The 18,814-nt window shown below is 62.7% G+C and carries 17 protein-coding genes and 6 pseudogenes; 11 read left to right on the top strand and 12 right to left on the bottom strand.

The window, feature by feature from the left end; all coding sequences use genetic code 11:
* Positions 1 to 80: 80 nt before the first annotated feature.
* The 4 genes and pseudogenes from L0A91_RS16545 to L0A91_RS16530 all read left to right on the top strand — a co-directional run.
* A pseudogene (locus tag L0A91_RS16545) lies at positions 81 to 1,336 on the top strand (DNA methyltransferase); the annotation flags it as partial.
* Positions 1,328 to 2,344 carry a type IIL restriction-modification enzyme MmeI gene (locus L0A91_RS16540; protein WP_311198199.1) on the top strand — a complete coding sequence of 339 codons (1,017 nt, stop codon included), beginning with the start codon at positions 1,328 to 1,330 and terminating at the stop codon, positions 2,342 to 2,344. The pseudogene L0A91_RS16545 and the gene L0A91_RS16540, both read left to right, overlap by 9 nt.
* A 204-nt stretch (positions 2,345 to 2,548) precedes the next feature.
* Positions 2,549 to 3,055, top strand: coding sequence for a Pycsar system effector family protein (locus L0A91_RS16535; protein WP_235246841.1), 507 nt, complete (start codon positions 2,549 to 2,551; stop codon positions 3,053 to 3,055).
* Between the two features lie 64 nt (positions 3,056 to 3,119).
* On the top strand, positions 3,120 to 4,052 hold the full coding sequence (locus tag L0A91_RS16530; protein ID WP_235246840.1) for a hypothetical protein: 933 nt from the start codon (positions 3,120 to 3,122) through the stop codon (positions 4,050 to 4,052).
* Positions 4,053 to 4,415: 363 nt separating this feature from the next.
* Here the strand turns inward: L0A91_RS16530 and L0A91_RS16525 are convergent, their stop codons facing one another.
* The 4 genes from L0A91_RS16525 to L0A91_RS17810 all read right to left on the bottom strand — a co-directional run bounded on the left by L0A91_RS16525 (position 4,416) and on the right by L0A91_RS17810 (position 6,866).
* Entirely contained in the window at positions 4,416 to 5,075 is a 660-nt protein-coding gene (locus L0A91_RS16525; protein WP_235246839.1) for an ImmA/IrrE family metallo-endopeptidase, read from the bottom strand.
* Between the two features lie 23 nt (positions 5,076 to 5,098).
* On the bottom strand, positions 5,099 to 5,260 hold the full coding sequence (locus L0A91_RS16520; RefSeq protein WP_235246838.1) for a hypothetical protein: 162 nt from the start codon (positions 5,258 to 5,260) through the stop codon (positions 5,099 to 5,101).
* Positions 5,261 to 5,548: 288 nt separating this feature from the next.
* Positions 5,549 to 5,758, bottom strand: coding sequence for a hypothetical protein (locus L0A91_RS16515; RefSeq protein ID WP_235246835.1), 210 nt, complete (start codon positions 5,756 to 5,758; stop codon positions 5,549 to 5,551).
* 973 nt (positions 5,759 to 6,731) lie between these two features.
* The gene (locus tag L0A91_RS17810) at positions 6,732 to 6,866 is read right to left on the bottom strand and encodes a hypothetical protein (protein WP_260115347.1); all 135 of its coding nucleotides are present in this window, start codon (positions 6,864 to 6,866) and stop codon (positions 6,732 to 6,734) included.
* Between the two features lie 90 nt (positions 6,867 to 6,956).
* On the opposite strand from L0A91_RS17810, the pseudogene L0A91_RS16510 reads away from it, so the two are divergent.
* Positions 6,957 to 8,185 (top strand): annotated as a pseudogene (locus L0A91_RS16510) (type ISP restriction/modification enzyme).
* A gap of 263 nt (positions 8,186 to 8,448) precedes the next feature.
* Here the strand turns inward: L0A91_RS16510 and L0A91_RS16505 are convergent.
* The 5 genes and pseudogenes from L0A91_RS16505 to L0A91_RS16490 all read right to left on the bottom strand — a co-directional run bounded on the left by L0A91_RS16505 (position 8,449) and on the right by L0A91_RS16490 (position 11,006).
* Entirely contained in the window at positions 8,449 to 8,640 is a 192-nt protein-coding gene (locus tag L0A91_RS16505) for a restriction endonuclease (RefSeq protein WP_235246832.1), read from the bottom strand.
* A complete protein-coding gene (locus tag L0A91_RS20185) occupies positions 8,637 to 8,846 on the bottom strand; it encodes a restriction endonuclease (protein ID WP_397333888.1) in 210 nt (69 codons plus the stop codon). The genes L0A91_RS16505 and L0A91_RS20185 overlap by 4 nt, the downstream gene beginning before the upstream one ends.
* Positions 8,785 to 9,393 carry a winged helix-turn-helix domain-containing protein gene (locus L0A91_RS16500; protein WP_235246831.1) on the bottom strand — a complete coding sequence of 203 codons (609 nt, stop codon included), beginning with the start codon at positions 9,391 to 9,393 and terminating at the stop codon, positions 8,785 to 8,787. The genes L0A91_RS20185 and L0A91_RS16500 overlap by 62 nt, the downstream gene beginning before the upstream one ends.
* 127 nt (positions 9,394 to 9,520) lie before the next feature.
* A pseudogene (locus L0A91_RS16495) lies at positions 9,521 to 10,068 on the bottom strand (recombinase family protein).
* 548 nt (positions 10,069 to 10,616) lie between these two features.
* Positions 10,617 to 11,006: a heavy metal-responsive transcriptional regulator gene (locus L0A91_RS16490; RefSeq protein ID WP_010552305.1), complete on the bottom strand. Its 390-nt coding sequence runs from the start codon at positions 11,004 to 11,006 to the stop codon at positions 10,617 to 10,619.
* A gap of 104 nt (positions 11,007 to 11,110) precedes the next feature.
* On the opposite strand from L0A91_RS16490, the pseudogene merA reads away from it, so the two are divergent.
* Positions 11,111 to 12,512, top strand: a pseudogene (gene merA / locus L0A91_RS16485) (mercury(II) reductase).
* Between the two features lie 171 nt (positions 12,513 to 12,683).
* On the opposite strand, the gene L0A91_RS16480 reads toward merA, so the two are convergent.
* Complete coding sequence (locus tag L0A91_RS16480; protein ID WP_311198196.1) at positions 12,684 to 13,112, bottom strand: leucine zipper domain-containing protein; 429 nt, start codon at positions 13,110 to 13,112, stop codon at positions 12,684 to 12,686.
* A 58-nt stretch (positions 13,113 to 13,170) separates the two neighbouring features.
* A pseudogene (locus tag L0A91_RS16475) lies at positions 13,171 to 13,765 on the bottom strand (recombinase family protein).
* 193 nt (positions 13,766 to 13,958) lie between these two features.
* Between L0A91_RS16475 and L0A91_RS16470 the strand changes: the two are divergent.
* Entirely contained in the window at positions 13,959 to 14,318 is a 360-nt protein-coding gene (locus L0A91_RS16470) for a helix-turn-helix transcriptional regulator (protein ID WP_006590980.1), read from the top strand.
* Positions 14,315 to 14,914, top strand: a pseudogene (locus L0A91_RS16465) (cadmium resistance transporter). The gene L0A91_RS16470 and the pseudogene L0A91_RS16465 overlap by 4 nt, the downstream one beginning before the upstream one ends.
* 742 nt (positions 14,915 to 15,656) lie before the next feature.
* On the opposite strand, the gene L0A91_RS16460 reads toward L0A91_RS16465, so the two are convergent.
* The gene (locus L0A91_RS16460) at positions 15,657 to 16,691 is read right to left on the bottom strand and encodes a hypothetical protein (RefSeq protein WP_235246830.1); all 1,035 of its coding nucleotides are present in this window, start codon (positions 16,689 to 16,691) and stop codon (positions 15,657 to 15,659) included.
* A 943-nt stretch (positions 16,692 to 17,634) separates the two neighbouring features.
* Between L0A91_RS16460 and L0A91_RS16455 the strand changes: the two genes are divergently transcribed.
* From L0A91_RS16455 to L0A91_RS20180, 3 genes are read left to right on the top strand one after another with little or no spacing between them, the layout of a single operon-like run.
* Positions 17,635 to 18,000, top strand: a complete 366-nt coding sequence (locus L0A91_RS16455) for a plasmid mobilization protein (protein WP_235246829.1) — start codon at positions 17,635 to 17,637, stop codon at positions 17,998 to 18,000.
* Complete coding sequence (locus L0A91_RS16450) at positions 17,997 to 18,500, top strand: hypothetical protein (RefSeq protein WP_235246828.1); 504 nt, start codon at positions 17,997 to 17,999, stop codon at positions 18,498 to 18,500. The genes L0A91_RS16455 and L0A91_RS16450 overlap by 4 nt, the downstream gene beginning before the upstream one ends.
* Positions 18,458 to 18,793 carry a relaxase/mobilization nuclease domain-containing protein gene (locus L0A91_RS20180; protein WP_397333887.1) on the top strand — a complete coding sequence of 112 codons (336 nt, stop codon included), beginning with the start codon at positions 18,458 to 18,460 and terminating at the stop codon, positions 18,791 to 18,793. Before L0A91_RS16450 ends, L0A91_RS20180 begins: the two co-directional genes overlap by 43 nt.
* Positions 18,794 to 18,814 lie beyond the last annotated feature (21 nt).

The following is an 18,814-nucleotide window of genomic DNA, read 5'->3' as shown; positions in this document are numbered from 1 at the left end:
ACAGCAACGCCGTCCTGGCCAAGGTCCGCCAGGCCTTCGACGTCGAAGCCGCAAACGAGACCAAGCACGCCTCCAAGCTCATGGCCCGCCTCTACGCCGCTATGGAGAAGGCCTACCCCCAGAGCACCACCCGAGAAGAACGGGACCACGAGATCTCCGTCACCCTCGCCCGCATCCTCTTCCTCATGTTCGGCGACGACACCGACATGTGGGCACCAGACCTGTTCAGCACCCTCATCCGCGACCACACGGCCGCCGACGGTTCAGACATCGGCGCTCAGCTCAGCGACCTGTTTACGTTCCTCGACACCCCAGAGGACCAGCGCGACACCCGCCAGGCCGGGTTCGACGGGTTCAGGTACGTCAACGGTCGGATCTTCTCCGAGCCGCTGAGCCTGCCCGTCCTGAACGCAGAGTTCCGTACCGCGGTTCTAGAAGCGTGCGACCGCGACTGGGCCAGCATCAGCCCAGCCATCTTCGGGTCCATGTTCCAGTCCGTCCGCGACGCAGAAACCCGCCGGCAACTCGGAGAGCACTACACCTCCGAGGAGAACATCCTCAAGACGCTCAACCCTCTCTTCCTCGACGAGCTCCGCACCGAGTTCGCACACGTCCGAACCCTGGGCAAGTACGAGGCCGACCGGCTACGCAAACTGCGCGACAAGCTTGGCCGCATCCGCTACATGGACCCCGCCTGCGGTTGCGGCAACTTCATCATCGTCGCCTACCGCGAGCTGCGCGACCTCGAACTCGCGATCATGGAACGCCTCCAGGAGATCACCGGGGACAACCCGATGCTCCTGGCCAACGTCGGACTCAAGGTCACACTCGACCACTTCTACGGCATCGAGATCGACGAGTGGCCCGCCCGCATCGCAGAGACCGCAATGTTCCTCGTCGACCGGCAGTGCGACCTCAAACTCGAAGCCTCCCTCGGCCACGCCCCCGACCGCCTGCCCATCCAGGAACAGGCCACCATCGTCGTGGACAACGCCCTACGGCTGGACTGGACAGGGTGTGCCGCCCCGACGAATACGTCCTCATTGCTGGCAACCCACCGTTCCTCGGCCACATCTCCCGCAATGCGGAGCAAACCGAAGACCTCCGTCATGCCTGGGGCGGTGCGGACATCGGTCGTCTTGACTACGTCACAGCCTGGTACGCCAAGACCTTGCAGTACTTCGCGGACACGCCGGGGCGCTGGGCATTCGTTTCGACAAACTCCGTGACCCAAGGCGACCAGGTTCCACGCCTCTTCGGGCCAGTGTTCGAAGGTGGCTGGCGAATCCGGTTCGCCCATAGGACCTTCGCCTGGACATCGGAGGCAGTGGGCAAGGCGACAGTTCACTGCAACATCATCGGCTTTGATCGTCACAACGGCCCGGCACGGCTCTTCGAGTACGAAAGCGCGTCTTCAGCACCCCAGGAGACCCAGGTCGCTGCCATCAACGGTTACCTGGTTGACGGTCCGGACGTCCTCGTGAGGCCGCGCAGGACCCCGTTGTCACCGCACATCGCGCCAGTGACCTTCGGGAACATGCCACGCGACGGAGGCCACCTCATCGTCGAAGCCGACGCGTACGACGAGGTGATGTCCGATCCCGTCGCGGCTAAGTACGTGCGCCCATTCCCAGGGTCGGAAGAACTCGTCCGAGGTACTCAACGGTGGTGTCTTTGGCTCACTGCGATGGATCCCGCTGATGTCCAGCAGTCGCGCGTGCTGAGGGACAGGATCGAAGGCGTCCGTCAGATGCGCCTCGCGAGTAAGGCAAGCAGCACGAGAGCGATGGCCACCACCCCACACCTTTTCGGCCAGCGGGCAGCTGAGATGTTTGACTCGTACTTAGCGATCCCAGCCGTGGTCTCGGAGTCGAGGCCCTACTACACAGCTGCCCGACTGCCAGCGAACGTCATTGCATCGAACAAGCTCTACGTTGCACCAGACCGCGACGGCTTCCAGTTCAGCGTGATTTCGTCCTCGATGTTCTTGACGTGGCAGCTCACCGTCGGCAATCGGCTCGAGTCACGCCCCTCCTTCTCCAACACGCTCGTGTGGAACAACTTTCCTCTTCCCGACGTCAACGACCAGCAGCGCAATGCGGTCACCGGCGCCGGCCAGTCTGTGGTCGAGGCACGCGCGCTCTACCCATCACACTCCCTCGCCCAGCTGTACAGGGCAGACTCGATGCCGACCGAACTGACCACGGCTCACAACGCCCTTGACAATGTGCTCGACGCCATCTTCGGCCTGGACCATGCTGACCAGAACCTTGAGGGGCGCCAGAGAGCCTTGTTCACAGAGTTCGCGAGACTCGATGCCGGCCAGATCGGAAACCTGCGGTGAGCGGCGGCTGGGTTGAGTGCGGCCAGCCACAAGGGTGCTCGACATGAAGGATGACAACACAGTAGAAGGGCTGTCCCGGGAGCCTCGGATGCTGAATCGCTCCCGAACCAGCCCGTGCCCTGAACTACTGCGGGAGGGTTCGTGCTAGGAAAATTCTGCCGCAACAAGAGTGAGTCCACGGCTGCACCAACTGCTCCTGAGGTCGTGGTCACCGACGAGCAGGCGTGGAAGCTCCTTTCGATGGTGAACGAGTGGATCAGGTTCGCCGACGCGAAGGCGGGCGCCACCCTCGCGTTCTCTGGGGCGATGGGCACACTGCTCTACAACGTCGTGAATGAACTGCATCGAAGAACCGCTTGGTTGGACGTGACGGTTGTCATGACCTGCGCCCTGCTCTTCGCGGCAGTGCTGCTCGCCGGCTGGACGATCGCGCCTCGCATAAAGGACAAGGACGCGGTCCCCGACACGGTCAATAGCTTATTCTTCGCCAGCATCGCAGCGAACTACAGGGGGAAGCGGCTCGCCTACAGGGACGAACTAAGTCGGCTATCGATAGATAGCCAGGCACTGGTGGAGGAACTGGCCGACCAGATCCACGCCAACGCGACCATCGCCACCGCGAAGAACCAGCGCGTCGCGTGGGCCGTGCGTGCCGGTCTTGTCGCCGGCGTGCTACTCGCCCTCGTCACAATCCAAGTCAGCCTCCTGTGACAGCGCAGGTCTGTCGGACGCCCCGCCTACCCTGGTAAGAACACAACGAGAACGGGGCACACCTGTGGAAGCGCAAGGGCTAACAGATCTGCTGGACGAACTGGGACGAGATGTGCAGGGGACCCTGCACGCCGTCCCACCTGTGGTGCATCTTGACGACCCGGACCTGGGCGACATTCCCGGTCAGGGTTCCGAGAAGTGGCTCAAGATCCCGCGTGTGGTCGCTGTCGTCGCGGATCTGAAGAACTCTACCCAACTCGGCACAGGCCGTCACGACACGTCCACCGCCCGAGCATACGAGGCAGCGGTAGAAGGGTCAGTGAAGATCCTGAACAGGTTCGGAGCCGATTTCATCGACATCCAGGGGGACGGCGGCTTCGGTCTGTTCTGGGGTGATCGTGCGATCGCGAGGGCCCTGTGCACAGGGGTCACGATCCGCACGTTTAGCAGCACGTTAGTGGATAAGCTGGAGACGAAGTGGGGTGCGAGCGGTGGGCCAGAGACAGGCTTCAAGGTCGGCATCGCTATGGGTCGGGTGCTCGTGAAGAACCTGGGGACACCACGCAACCAAGCTGAGCAGGAAGCAGTCTGGGCTGGGCGGCCCGTCAACTACGCCACGAAGTGCGCACAAGCCGCGGACCGTCACCAGATCGTCATCGCTGGCTCCGTCTGGGACCGAATCCGTAGTAACGACTACCTGGCCTACTCGTGTGGTTGCGGGGATGACCCGCCCAGCGCGGGCCTGTGGGCTGACAAGACCATCGACCGGCTCACCGACGACGAGCAGTACGGCCGGATGACAGAGGCGGGTTGGTGCGAGAACTGCGGGACCGAGTTCTGCGAGGCGATCATGTCCGGGAGCAGAAGGAGGGACGACATACCCGACGACGTGCGAATCGAGATGTCCAAAACCCAGATGGCTGAGGCCATCGCCGCGGTCGCCCAACGCCAGCGGGAAGCTCGCGTTGCCCGTCGCGCGGGACTGACACGGAAGTAGTCGATCCATCGGAGCACCGGAGCACCGGAGCCGCCAAGGAAGTTGTTAGCCCGGGCACCCTTGGCTGGCGGGTTCCGATCGTCCCCGGTCACGGCGGTCAGCGCTGAAGGGACAGCAACACGGGTTAACCCTCGAGTCGGGGGAACTCCACTTCTACACCCACGCGTGCAACAAGTACGACATCGGTCCCTTCAGTGCTCTGATCGACGCTCTACCCGACGGTTACACGAAGGAGCAGGATCGGTAGGCTTGGCGCGGGCACGAGGCCGCGCCCAGCCTGACGCCGCCCCCAGCCGCCAAGTCCTTATGCGGGGGCGGCGTCGTCTTGATCAACGCCGCAGCGGAAGCACGTTGTCCAGCCGCTCAGTCGCCCGAGCCTCCACCTGAGCGCGCATGCTCCGCGACCAGCTGGTCGCGAAGTTCAGTAGGAACTCCGAGTACCACCTCGCCCGACCGAGCTGGCGGAAGCTCACCCTGCAACGCTTGCAGGTCGGGGGATAACCCAAACCCGACCTCGATCGCGTTAGCAACGAGGAGGGGTCGCTCGACTGCTCGGGAGGTCGCCCCAGGTTCACGCAACCGCCAGCGTTCACCGGTCCTCGGATCACGCCCATTCGACAGTTGCTTGAAGAGGGACACTCGCCGGTCGTCGTCAAGGAGCTCGTTGCGGTAGCCATGCTGGATGAGAGCAGCGATGGACATGCCCCATCGTTCCTTCAGTTCCAACAGGCCCATGACAGTCACGTGCCGTGGCCACTGCGCCCGAAGGGTTGCGCTGGGGAGAAGCAACTCGGCCGCAAACTCGGTGGCTTCTTGTTCCCGTTCAGGGCCACTTGATTGCCGATGGAGCGCAAGGTGCCCAGCTTCGTGGGCCACCGAGAATCGGACACGCTCCCATGACGAGTGCTCCCGGATGAGGACGACTGGAGCAGCGCGGCCGGATTGCAGGTTGAACCAACTTGAGGATGCGTCATGGTTGCGGAGGTGCGTTTCTTCCTCGAAGTTGACCACCCCAACGAACACGCCGAGCCTCTCCAAGGAACGGATCAGGTTGTCGATGGGCTGGGCGGGCCGAGCCGCAAGGACGCACGCACTTGCTGCGCTGCGTCACGCGGCTCGGCGTCCAGGACAGTCTGGAACGGGAACGTGGTCGGCGGCAGGGTGACAACTCGGTCCAGTGTCGCGAGGAGCTCTGCGTACATAGTCAACCAAGAAGTGACCGTCTGCTGCGCTCCTTCGTCATCCGACTGTTCGCCCTAAACTGTGTCCCACTCGAGGTGGCGAAGGCTCGTGGAGGTGCGTTGAGCCATCCAAGGGGGGTACTCAAGGCCAAGGCAAGTGCGTGCGCAACAAGTGGGTCGACTTCGGTTGAATCGGAGTTCTCGATGCGCGAGTAGGTCGGCGCACTGATCGGAAGCGATTCCACTACCTCACGCGCCAGCAGGCGGCGCAACTGTCGAGCCCACCGAACCCGGTCTCCAAAAACGGTGAAAGTCTCAGGCACCGGACTCACCCATCTGCTCCGGCTCGGCTGCGGACTCAACCCCTTCCCCACCTAGCGAACCCAAGTCGACGTCGGCCACAACCACGTCGCGACGAGCCATCGCCGACCGGAACACACCTTCGTCCTCGTCGGACAGAGACGATGCTGACGCCATCGCCGATGTTGATCCCGCAAAGACCAGGACCTCATCGACGATTGACACCCTTCAAGAATCCACCGTGCTTGCGGGTTGGACACTAGGGCCAAGGAGACGGAGGCCAGACCCATACCGCCGCGATCCTTCTCGCACAGCATGAAGAGCCGAAGGCCGGCGTCCTGCTCTGCCTCCGCCAACCCGCTGAGCTCAAGTTCGCCTTGGACCTTGACAACTTCAGGGGCGGGCGGCGCGGTCTTTGGACGGGCCACCACGTGCACCGGCTTCGAACACCCTGGGATCGTGAACCAGAAGCGGTCGCGCTCCGAGGGCTTGCGGACGCAGCGGATTCCCTTCTGCACGAGCAGCTGTCGCGCTCGTTCGCCCTCCTCTCCATCGACCATCTGGTTGAGAAGTGCGCGGATCATGTCCCACTCACCTCTTGACTCTGGGAGGTCTGAGATGCGCTGGCGTACGATCCGGGTCGCGAGGTCAGCCAACGAGCTGAGGTACTCCATCGAAGTGATGCCCTCGGACGGCAACTGGGAGGGACGGTCGGTGCCGCAGTCGGTTCCAGCCAGACGTGAATTCATGCCTGAAAGTTTCACATGGATCCTCATGCGAATCAAGGAGGCCCCGTCGTTCGGCGCGTCGGTGAGCGTGCAACACGCGCCAACAGTCGGGGGAACCGCCCTACTCCGTCGGCCAAACAAGCGGCAACGACAACAACGCCAACATCAAATACGCCCACCTCGACACATCCATCGAAAACACCTTCGCCAAGAAATCAACCGCGAAAAACAAGAACAGCCTCTACGACTCCTACGTCCGCGCCATCCGCTGGTCAACCAACCGCATCGGCGACGCCGGACTCATCGGGTTCGTCACCAACGGCGGATTCATCGACGCCAACACCGCCGACGGCCTACGCAAAACCCTCGCCGACGAATTCACCGACATCTACATCTACAACCTGCGCGGGAACCAGCGCACCGCCGGCGAACAGTCCCGCAAAGAAGGTGGCAAGGTCTTCGGCTCCGGGTCACGCAACACCGTCGCCGTCACCTTCCTCGTTAAGAACCCCAACGCCAACCGCAACAGAGCAACCGTCCACTATCGAGACATCGGGAACTACCTCACCCGCGAAGACAAACTCACCATCGTCAACGACTCGCACCTAGACACGCTCAACTGGGAAACCATCGAACCAAACGACGCAGGCGACTGGACCAACCAACGCTCCCAACAGTTCGAACAATGGCAAGCGGTGAGCGGCGACAAACAGGCGATCTTCGCCGCAGCCACCCGAGGACTAGAGACAACCCGCGATCCGTGGATCTACAACTACTCCTCCGCCGCGGTAGAAGCCAATGTTTCGCGCATGGCTAACTTTTATAATGCCCAGGTAGAGAAGCTCAATCAGTTTGTGGCCAGCAACCCCGGCATAGAGATTAAGAAGTCAGCTAAAGAACTCAAAAATAATGACCCCACACGGATCAGTTGGTCGTCGAGCCTGGAACAAAGCCTCGTTCGACGCAAGCGAGCTGCGACCGAGAGCAACCTTGTCGTGGGGGCATATCGGCCCTTCTCGAAGATGGCAGTGCACTTCGATGCAATGTTCAATCATCGTCGAGGCAAACTGCCGTCGATGTTCCCCACCCCAACCACCCCAACTACGGCTTCGTCGTCATGGGACCCGGAAACGACAAGCCATTTTCAACCCATGCAGTGGACGCTCTCCCCGACCTCGGCATGTGGGGCTCGGGACCAAGCCAGTTTTTCGCCCGATACACCTACGAAGCCGTCGCAAGCGACACCCTCGAGTTCTCAGCTGATGTTGTCGATGGCTACCGTCGAATCGACAACATCACTGATGCCACGCTCAAGGAGTACCGGACCTGGTACGGCAACGACGTGACCAAAGACGACGTCTTCGCGTTCATCTATGGCTTCCTGCACTCCCCCGACTACCGCACCCGCTTCGCTGCCGACCTCAACCGCTCGCTCCCACGCATCCCCCGCATCGACGTAAACCAGTTTCCCACCTTCCGCGACGCCGGCGAGAAACTCCTGGGACTACATATCGATTACGAGAATGTCGAGCCCTATCCGATTGTCGTCGACGGCATACCGGAAGGGCTCAAAGGGGAAGCGCTGTACGACGCGCTACGAGTGCAAAAGATGAAATACGGCAAACAGGGCAAGGAGAAAGACCAGACCGTCATCCACTACTCCCCCTCGATCACCATCTCCGGCCTACCTGAGGAGGCGCAGCGATACATGCTGGGCTCACGCTCAGGGTTGGACTGGATCATTGACCGGTACCAAGTCAAGGTCGACAAACCCTCGGGCATCGTCAACGACCCCAACGACTGGTCACGCGAAATGGGCAACCCCCGCTACATCCTCGACCTCATCGCCAAGGTCACAACAGTGTCCGTAGAAACCATGAAAATCGTGGATTCCCTTCCAGACCTCGAGATCGTCGAAGACTAGCGACCTGCACGTTTACCGGGTGTAGGCTTCGCCGCCAACTGACTAGGTCTTGATTAGCTGAGCCCACTCCCCCACGGCACCAAGTGCGTGGTTGTCCGCGCGACCACGCACTTGGTGGCGTGCCACACTGCTGGCCTTGAGCACATGGCCCTGAGGGAATGAGCTCACCGCTCCCACTGCCGATCTCGTCCGCCTGGATTGTCACCCTCATCCGCGGCGAAGCCTCAACGAAAAGACGTCTTCCTATGTAGCCCTACTGCTCCCTAGTGGTGGCTGCTAGAGGTCTTCGAAAAATCCTCGTCGAGTTTCATGAGGGTCACCGCGTAGCCCGGTTGCACACCCACGCTGTGTTTAAGCATGAGAGAGGCCATTTCATCGCCATCGATGGGGATGATGCGAACACCGACCCGGTCGGCGTAGCTAAGGGCTTCGCCAGTAAATCGAGAGGTGGTCATAAAACACCTCGGTCCGCCTGTTGACCCTGCAACGCACCAACGAAGGCCTGCATAACCGGTCGCCCGATGGACCTATCGCGGTCATACCGCTTCGCTTGAACATAGATACGGTCAAGGCCCAATGGGTCTTGGCTGATGACACCATCAATGCCCGCGTCTCCCGAGGCTGCAGTCGGCTCGATTTGGCCAGAGGTTCCATACTTCATGGCTCCAGGAGCCTGAGCACGAGCGTTTCGAAAGCAGTAGGTGGAGTTGCATGACGCGATCAAGAAGTTCACCAGTCAGCGCAGCATGGACGGTGGCCACAGTGTGTACGATGACTTCTTCCGGCGTGTCGTCAGTGTTCAGTGTCTGCGTGGATTGGCTCAGGTCATCGGCCATCGCAGAACCCGCAGGCTTGGTCTTACGTCTGCTGCGTTTGCGGAACTCCTGAAAATCTTCGAACTGAGCAAGGTCCGCATTTGAGATAGGTCCGCCGACTTCGGTGAGAAGTTTTTGTCCTCGGTCCGTGATCTCAGCAATACCCCGTTGGGGTCTACGTATTGCTCCTGCTTGGACCAGGTAGGTGACAGCCCAGCCGACCCGGTTCACGTAGACAGTCTGTCCACTCTCAATGGTGCTGGCACGCTCAGCTTTCTCAATGCGCATCTCGTCTGCGACGAGCTCCGCAAGTTGTCGAAACGGTTGACGGCCCCGATCTGCGAGAACCTCTAGCGTTGGACGCATCATTGCTTCGTATGTTGGAACGGCCATAGCCTGCTTTCCCATCTTGGTACTGCGTAGGACAGTTGCTAGTCCAGCCAAATCATGATGGCATCCGGGAATCTCATGCCTTTCCCGTTCTGCACCTGCTGCGGACTGAGTTGTGGCGAGGTCGTGACTAAGGGCGCGGGACAACTTCGCAACGCACTAGTCTGCCGACCGCGGATGCGGACACTCCCGTGGCCGCGGCCGCTTGCCTCTGCGACCGGCCTTCTTTGATGAGTCGGTGGATCATGTCTGCTTGGGCCGGAGTGATCTTGGTGGGCCTGCCCAGTTGTTTTCCGCTGGCCTTGGCTGCTGCGAGGCCGGCTTTGGTGCGTTCACGAGTGAGATCGGCTTCCATCTCAGCAAGGGCTGCGGTCACGGTAAAAAAGAACCGACCAGAAGCAGTAGTGGTGTCGATATTGTCTCGCAGTGAACGAAACTCAACACCACGGCTGCGTAGATCGTCCGTGACCTCCAAAAGATGCCGGGTTGAACGGAACAGACGGTCGAACCGCCAAACCGTCAGCCTGTCCCCGGCTCCAGCCGACCAAGGAGTTCATTCAGCATGGGCCGCGTCGTACTCGTCCCCGATGCACTCTCCCGGGCAACGTTCTCCAGCGGCACCCCAGCCTGAACCAGAGCATCGACCTGCAGAGCGACCGACTGATCTGCCGTGGACACCCGGGCGTACCCATATTCAGCCACTCCACTCCCCTATCAACCCGTTCGTGACCCGAAAGCACTCTCCCCCACGAGTATCGGATCACTTTAGTTTCGAGTCAAGATTTCGGATCAACACGCAAGCACGAACTACCACTTCCTCCGTCAGTGTTCAGGCTGCTTCGTAAACGGTCGATTACGAATCAGCCTGCCGCTCCTCCCCTGCTTGGCGCGCCAGTGCTCGGACAGGAGATATCTCGGCATGCTAAAAATGATGAAGATGCTAAAGGTTTCTAAAAGTGGGGTGTTGTTGTGGTGACGAGTCAGAACCCGTTCACACCATCGTTTGGGGTCTCTCCCCCGGTGCTGTCGGGCCGGGACGAAGTGCTGGACCTATTCAACGAGGCTCTCGAGTGTGACTCCGTCCGCTAATTGGCGGGGTTCTTCGGTCGCTTCGTGGCGGTCTCACTGACGAGCGATGGCCAGCGGGGCCGGGTCGATCGGTCCCCGGGACGCTGTTCGGCACCAAGCGGTGGGCACTGCACCAGCCAGGTTCGGGACCGTGCGGATCACAGGTAGCGGCAGATGGTCGTGGCGTCGCAGTTGGTCGGGTCGACCGTGGCGGCAGCGTCGCTGAGTTGGGCGACGGTGTGTCGCAGTGCCTGTAGGTCGGCGATTTGGCGGTCCAGGTCGTCCAGGCGGGTCTCGAGCAGATCTTGCACGTGCCGGCAGGGTGCGACCCCGGCGTCGCGGATGTCGAGGACCTCGCGGATTTGGGCCAGAGTGAACCCAGCGGTGCGGCTGCGGCGGATGAAGCCCAGGCGCGCCAGGGCTTCAGCGGCGTAGTCGCGGTAGCCGTTGGCGGTTCGGTCCGGTGCGGGCAGCAGCCCGGCTTCTTCGTAGAAGCGCAGCGTCTTGGTTGTGGTGCCGCTGGCCTCGGCCAGCTCACCGATCCGCACGGCGCCTCCTTGCTCGAACGGCTTCCACGTTCATCTTGACCTTTCCTGCACTGGAAGGTCCATTCTGGTCACTGGAGACGTGCAACGCAAAGGAGATGTGCGATATGGGTGAGGACTACGACGTCGATTTGGCCGTGATCGGGTCAGGAGGCGCGGCCATGTCGGCGGCGATCGCGGCCAGCCAGGCCGGCAAGAGGTGGTGTTGATCGAACGCGGCGTCCTCGGCGGCACGTGCGTGAACATCGGCTGTGTGCCGTCCAAGACGCTGCTGGCGGCCGCCGGAGCGCGGCACGCCGCGCTGACCAACCCCTTCGCAGGCGTCCCGACGTCAGCCGGACCGGTGGATCTGGGCGCCCTAGTGGCGCAGAAGGATGGCCTGATCGAGAGCCTGCGCGAGGCGAAGTACGCCGACGTAGCCGCCGCCTACGGCTTCGAGGTCCGCTCGGGCCAGGCCGCCTTCCTGAACAAGGACACCATGGCCGTCGACGGCGCGGTGCTGCGGGCCCGGCCTACCTGATCGCCACCGGCTCCACCCCCGCCGTCCCGGACGTGGCCGGCCTTGAGTCCGTGGACTGGCTGACCTCGACCACGGCGATGGAGCTCACCGAGCTGCCCAAGTCCCTGGTCGTCATCGGTGGCGGCTATGTCGGGATGGAGCAGGCCCAGCTGTTCGCCCACCTCGGTGCCCGGGTGTCGGTGGTCGGGCGTCTGGCGCCCCACGCCGAGCCGGAGCTGGCCCAGGGGCTTCGGGAGGTTTTCGCCGACGATGGCATCACGGTGGTCGAGGAGCACGCGACCGCGGTGGCCACCGGCATCGGTCCTCATGGACAGGACGTCGTGGTGAGCACCGCCTCCGGCGCGCAGGTCCGCGGAGCACGGCTGTTGGTGGCCACCGGGCGCTTCGCGCGCACCGACGGCCTGGACCTGGCCGCTGCCGCGGTGGACGTGGACGAGCGGGGCTTCGTCGTGGTCGACGAGTCCCAGCGCACCTCCAACCCGCGCATCTACGCCGCCGGTGACGTCTCGGGGGCTCCTCAGTACGTCTACGTAGCCGCCGCCGGCGGTCGGGCCGCCGCGCTCAACGCACTTGCCGACGACGGTCGGGCCACGCCCGCACGCGTGGACTACACCGGTCTGCCTGCGGTCGTGTTCACCAGGCCCCAGCTGGCCTCGGCAGGGCTGACAGAGGACGAGGCCCTCGCCCGCGGGTACGTGTGCGACTGCCGGGTCCTGGGCCTATCCGACGTCCCTCGGGCGTTGGTCCAGCACGACACCAGGGGCGCGGTGAAGCTCGTAGTTGACGCCACGACCGGCAAGGTGCTGGGCGTGCACGCTCTGGCCGACGGCGCCGGGGAGATCATGCTGGCGGCCACCTACGCCATCAAGGCCGGCATGACCGTTGATGATCTGGCCGACACCTGGGCGCCGTACCTGACCATGGCGGAGAGTCTGCGCATCGTCGCCGGCCTCTTCCGCAACCAGATGCCGACGTCCTGCTGCGCCTGAGATCCCTCGTATCCACTGGCCCAATCCGAGGCCCGGGCCGGAGCGCCGGGGACGCCTGGTCCTCGGTACTGGTGCAGCAGTGCGCCTGTTCTGCATCGGGCACCCTTGCTGCTGGCCTTCGGTGTAGCCGGTCTCGGCGCGGTGTTTTCACCGGCACCGCCGCCGTGCTCACTATCGCCGCCATCGTCCTGGCGGTGACCGGAGCACGCCGCGCCGACCTCGGGGCAGCTCTGCTTGCCGGCGTAGCACCAGCTCGTGCTTGTCGCGGTAGGACGCTGCGCCCTCCAGGGCGAGGGTGACCATGCCGGGATCCAGGGTCCGCACGATGTCCCACACCACCGAGTAGGAGGGGACCGGCCACCTCCGGGCGGCGCAGATGCCCGTGACTTTGCGATGGATCGTGGCGATGGCCGGCCGCGGCTTGCTCAGTGCCAGGCCCTCGATCAGGTCGACGAGGTCGGGCGGAAGGCGGCGGGAGCCGGCGTCCGCCCGTGAGGCTGTCTCCAGTCCGGCGTAGCCGTCGGCGCGGTAGCGGGCGTGCCAGCGCTCCAGGGTCCGCAGCCCTACATCGGTCTCGCGAGCTAAGCGCGCGAGGGGCACCTGGTCCTCGACGTGGAGCCTGAGGATTCGCCACCGCGCTCGAGCGTCCACGACGCACCTACTGCAAGGCGTTCTCGCGCCCGCGCTCGGCGCGCTGAAGGGCGCGGTAGACCGTGGAGCGGCCCACGCTGAACAGCTCGGCCAGCTCGCCCACGGTGTGCTCGTCGGCAGCATGTAGCTGGACGAGGTGAGCTTCTTGCCGGGGGTGAGTTCGGTGACTTCCCGCGCAGCCGGCCCTTGGCCTTGGCGACCTTCATCCCCTCGCGGGTGCGGGCACGGATGAGGTCGGCTTCGAACTCGGCGACCATCGCCAGCACGTTGAACAACAGTTTCCCCATCGGGTCGGTCGGGTCGTACACCGATCCGGCGATGCTCAGCTTCACTTCCCGCGCCGCGAGGTCGTCGGCGATCTGGTGGGCATCACGGACTGAACGCGCCAGCCGATCGAGCTTGGTGACCACGAACGTATCGCCGTCCCGGCAGGCAGCCAGCGCCTGCCGCAGGCCCTCACGGTCGGCGTTGCGGCCCGTGAGCCCGTGATCGACGTAGATGCGCTTGGGATCGACGCCGAACGCCGCGAGTCCGTCACGCTGCGCGGTCAGGTCCTGCTCGTCGGTGGAGACTCGGGCATAGCCGACCTTCAAGGGGGACATGCTCCCCAGTGTGTCATATAGCCTCCCTTCACCGGACAGTTCACCGGACGGGTCTTGCGGGACAGCCCGCCAGGCGTGCCGTCGTTCCTCTCGATAAGTAGCGGTGGTGTCCGGTGAGGGTTCCCCTTACGGGCATGCGATCTGGGCTGACGCCTGTGACCGAGTGTTCAGTGCGCGCTGTATAGTTCAGTGCATGCTGACTATTGCTTCGCGTCTCGACGTGATGAACCGCCTGGGTCGTGCACTGGCCGACCCCACTCGATCCCGGATCATCTTGACCCTGCTCGACCATCCCGCTTACCCGGCGGAACTGGCCCGAGATCTGGACCTGACACGCCCGAACGTGTCCAACCACCTGGCATGCCTGCGCGATTGCGGGATCGTCGTCTCCGAGCCCGAGGGTCGTCGGACACGATATGAGATCGCCGATTCGCACCTGGCGCAGGCGCTGACGGCACTGGTCGATGCCACCCTGGCAGTGGACGAAGACGCCCCGTGCATCGATCCCGCCTGCTCGCTTCCCGGATGTGACGCAGCTGGGGAGGGCGCATGATCCTCACCTCGGTCTTGCAGGCGATGGGCCTGTTCGCAGCGACCAACATCGACGACATCATCGTGCTCTCCCTCTTCTTCGCGCGAGGGCAGGCCAGCGCGGCACTACCGCCCGCATTCTGGCCGGCCAGTACCTCGGATTCGCCGGCATCCTCGGTGCCGCGGTCCTGGTGACCATCGGTGCCGGAGCATTCCTGCCCTCGGCAGCCATCCCGTACTTCGGTCTCATCCTCTGGGCCTCGGCCTCTGGGCCGCATGGCAGGCCTGGCGCGTAGACGATGACGACGATGACGACGAGGCCAAGGTTGCCGGCAAGAAGGTCGGCGTGTGGACAGTCGCAGGCGTCACCCTTGCCAACGGCGGCGACAACATCGGCGTCTACACCCTGTCTTCCTCAGCGTGGAACCTCTCGCGGTAGTCGCCTACTGCATCGTCTTCCTCGCGCTTGTCGCGGTCCTGGTGGCCCTGGCAAAGTTCGTCGCCACCCGCCCCCCGATCGCCGAAGTGCTCGAACGCTGGGAGCACATCCTCTTCCCCATTGTTCTCATCGGCCTCGGCATCGTGATCCTCGTCGGCGGTGGAGCCTTCGGACTCTGACGTAGCGGCAGCGATCCAAACGGCCCCGACCGGGCGCACCCTCTCGGTTCAGACCGCGACACCTACCTGCTGCCAGTCCTGCGTGATCGCGGCAACAAGACCGCCACGGAGCGCTGCAAAAACCCCGCCACCAAGCGAACGAAGCCACACGCTGGGCATCGCGAAGCTGCCGCAGATGAGCGGTGTCCGTAGACGGGGGCAGTGCATCCGTAAGCCATCCTTCGATGCTAGGTACGACCACCGACATTCCCGCTATGGACGCTTTGCTCCGTCTAACCCGTTCCTGTTCTAAGACACTCGACTGCAGGTTGCTGGCAAGGAATCGCAGGTGAGTTCGTCGCCTGGCTGGCGGGCCTCGTGTCGGGCTCTAGTGGCATACCGGTACCGGACAAACACAGTAGACCCCGCTAGGGCTACCTAAGCGACCAGTAGCAGCGGATGAAGCAGTGTCCGCTGCCCGCAGCTGGCGGGCGCCCCTCGGATGACGAAGAAGAGAGGTGTGATCCCGGGCTATCGATATCCTGGGTTCGCTCGACTTCACAGCAGCCGCAACTGCGGAAGTACACCATGTCGGTTCAGCCACCTGCTTACGAGGACAGAGTGTTACTGGTCCATGCCTCAATTCGCTCAGTCTGGGACATAAACAGCCCAGATTGCATCTGATGGGCGGTGCCCATAACGATGACTGTTGCGCGGTCCCGGTACCAAGAGATTGAACGGGCGTGATTCTCTTTCGTGAGCATCACTCGCAACTTGCTTTTCGTTCCCGGAAGTAAGTGTCGAGGACGAAGAAGAAGCCATCCTGGTCGTCGTCCTCTGAGGAGTGACCGATCTCTAGGATGGGGCCCGAATAAACTTCCGAGGGAATCGGCTCAGGGCGGGCCAGCCGCCGTGCCAATTTTCGTAGTTGAGGTCGTATCTCGCGGGGGACGTAGACGGTGGTTGGAAGTGAATCGGTAGGACCAAAGGCAGGCGACCACTCAAAGCTGATAGCGACCTCGTCAACCGAAGAGTTCCTCACCATCTCGTCTAGAGATAGGCATAGCTCGCGACTAACGCCGACGCTCGACGCGGTGTCAAGATCGTCATCACGCAGCTGGTCGATAGATCTTCCTGTGAGATTTACCGCGGACGCGACAGCGGTAGCAAGGGTTCGAGTTACCCGGCGTTCATAGGGTTCTGGCACGACCGAATCCTGATCGAAGGTGATCAACGGGTCGGTGGTCCGCTCGAGGGTGATGACCAGTGGGAAAATGAAGGAGCCATCCTCGGTATGGGCTAGTTCCGCATCTCGTGCGAGTTGTTGAGCGGCTGGCCGGTACCTACGAGCAACGCTCCGCGCAGGAGCGATGGCACTTGTGCCCGTTGCTGAGAGCAGTCTGCGACCGTTCTTGAGTGCCTCAGATGCGGCGCCAAGTGGGATTCTGCCGTTCTCCAATGCCAGGCCGACCAGACGAAACTCGATGCGGTCAGTCAGCGGTACGACGAGGCGACGCAGCACGTCGCGAAGATCACGATTCATCGCAGAGGCAATTCGCTCCGCAACTCCCACCGCGACGATGGGGTCCCGCCAGAGTTCTCTAGGCAATGCCACTGTGGAATCGCCGAAGTTTAGAAGCTCACCAAGTGGCCCCTCGCTCTGCTGCGTCCACCCGACCTGGCGCAGCCAGTTCCTAAAGAGCACCGCATCAGCGGCGGTCATCACTTCAAGCTGGGAAGGTGCCTGCAGGCGACCTGCTCTGGGGAGGTTGCTGCGCCCGTAGGTGGGGTCAGACATTGGTCCACGTTCCGCCGTAGCCGCTCATGTAGACACCCTCGTACCAAGCACCGACAGTGTCGGATTTGAAACGCTGCGTACGATCGAACTCAACGTGGGTGGCCGTCCCAGAAAGATTGTCAACCCTTGACCAGAGGGCGTAGGCGCCCGCTTGGGTGTTGGTTTTTTCGTACTCGAACCACGCTTTTACGTCCCTCTCCATGAGGACATAAATGAAGTAAGTGGGTAGCGCATTACGTTGCCATTTTCCCTCCAACTGTCCTTGATCGCGAAGTTCAGAGTTCCGGCTTGCGGTGCAAGGCTGGGCGTTGTCGAGCCCTTAATCTGTACGCGGAGATCGAGCGCTGGATACTCAATACTCCCGTCGACCGCAAGTAGATCTTCGCCGGCGGAGGTCTCCTTGAAACCGACATGTGCCTGAGCGCACACCTCACGTACGTACGCCACGGCGTATCGGCCTACAGCAGCAGAGAGGTCCAGTGTGTTGTGGAGCATGCTCCCCCTTCGGTTGGACAAGTAGGCGCAAGGTAACAGGCGTTAGAACAGTTTTGGCTGTGTCATGGCTGAGACAACAGAAAGACTTGCTCCCCAACCATCCTTTCCCCCTCCCGCCGCGTCTAAAACCGGCTCCGTATAAGCGGGCTCTGTCCAGGGTGGCCGGAGGCCATGTGTAGCACCGAAGCGAAGCGGAGGCCCTTGACAGGGCCCGCGCGGTTCCGATGCTCAAAGGTCGCGGGAGGGGAATCCAATGGACCGGGCCGAGGCCGCTCTATTACCTAGTTAGATACGAGCAAGATGTAGCAAAGGTGTACCTTATACTGTCGTCCTGGCGGTCGTTGTGCCAAACTGGGGTTTGGGTCCCACGGTCGTGGGTCGCTGCGCTGGGCTGTTTACTACCGGTTGGGAGGTGGCTGCGGTGGGTGGTGATGGTGGCTTTGCACGTGTGAAGCGCCGGCGTCCGCAGGCCGGGGCCCGTCGATCCCGGCGGGTGGTGGTGAAGGTCAACGATGCGGAGTACGAGCGGTTGTCGTCGATGGCCGAGCAGCAGGGGCTGTCGGTGGCCAGGTTGATGATCCGGTCCACGTTCAGTGGGGGCAGTGTGGCTGCGATGAAGGCGCAGCTGGTGCATGACGACGTGCGCGGGTTGATCCGGTTGATGGGCCGTCAGGGTGTGTTGTTGAACCAGCTGACCGCTGCGACAAATGCCACGGGACAAGCTCCGTTGGAGTTGGAGCCGACGTTGCGTTCGATGCAGCGGGTTATCGCACGGACTGAGGCCTTGGCCGATTCGTTGGACCCGAGCGCATGATCGCCAAGGTGTGTCAGCCGGGCAGCGACTTAGGCCGCGGGATGAGTTATTTGTTGGGGCCGGGACAGAACAATGAGCATTCGCAGCAGCGGATCATTGCGAGTACGGGCGCCGCGGTGTTGGACGGGCCGACGCCGTTGTGGTTCCCCGGAGACGACGCGATGATTCACGGCGGTGAGGAATGGCGGTTCAGTACGAGCAGGGCCTTGGGGCGCGCGATGGAATCGGCGTGGTCTGAGCAGAGTGAGTCTTTGTTGGTGGCTGCCGGGGGCCGAGGAGTAAGCGAGGAGGCCGGCCCGAAGAACCGTTCTGGTTCGGAGCCGGCGGATATTGAACGTGATGGGGAGTTCCTGGTCGACGAACCGTGGGTGGGCCGGGAAGGGCCTGCGCATAGGCCGCACGTGTTTCACGCGGTGCTTTCCCTGAGCTCAGAGGAAGGGCAGTTGAGTGATGAGCGGTGGGTCGTATCGCCGCCGATTACGTCCAGGAGTTGGGGCTAGCCGGGCGGGCCGGGGAACCCGATGCGAGGTGGGCGGCGGTGCGTCACGGGCTGTCGAAGAACGGTAACGACCACATTCACATCATGGCCAGCAAGGTCAACAGTGCTGGTGCGTGGTGGGATGAGAGCTACTGGAAGGTGCGGTCCCGTGCGGCTGCCGACGGTATTGAGGAGCGGTACGGGTTGCGGCCGGTGCGAGATTCGGCTCAGCACAAGGCAAGCCCGGAACCATCGCGGGGGATTTCCGCCGCGCGAACTGGTGGGAGCACTCCAAGGAGCCGATTGACGCGTTGACGCGGCTGAGCAACGTGGTGC

The sequence above is a fragment of the Ornithinimicrobium sp. INDO-MA30-4 genome (assembly GCF_021535045.1).
In the GTDB taxonomy this organism is placed as follows: domain Bacteria; phylum Actinomycetota; class Actinomycetes; order Actinomycetales; family Dermatophilaceae; genus Ornithinicoccus.
Note: the sequence above shows the minus strand (reverse complement) of the source record. Positions and strands in the feature narration are given on the sequence as shown.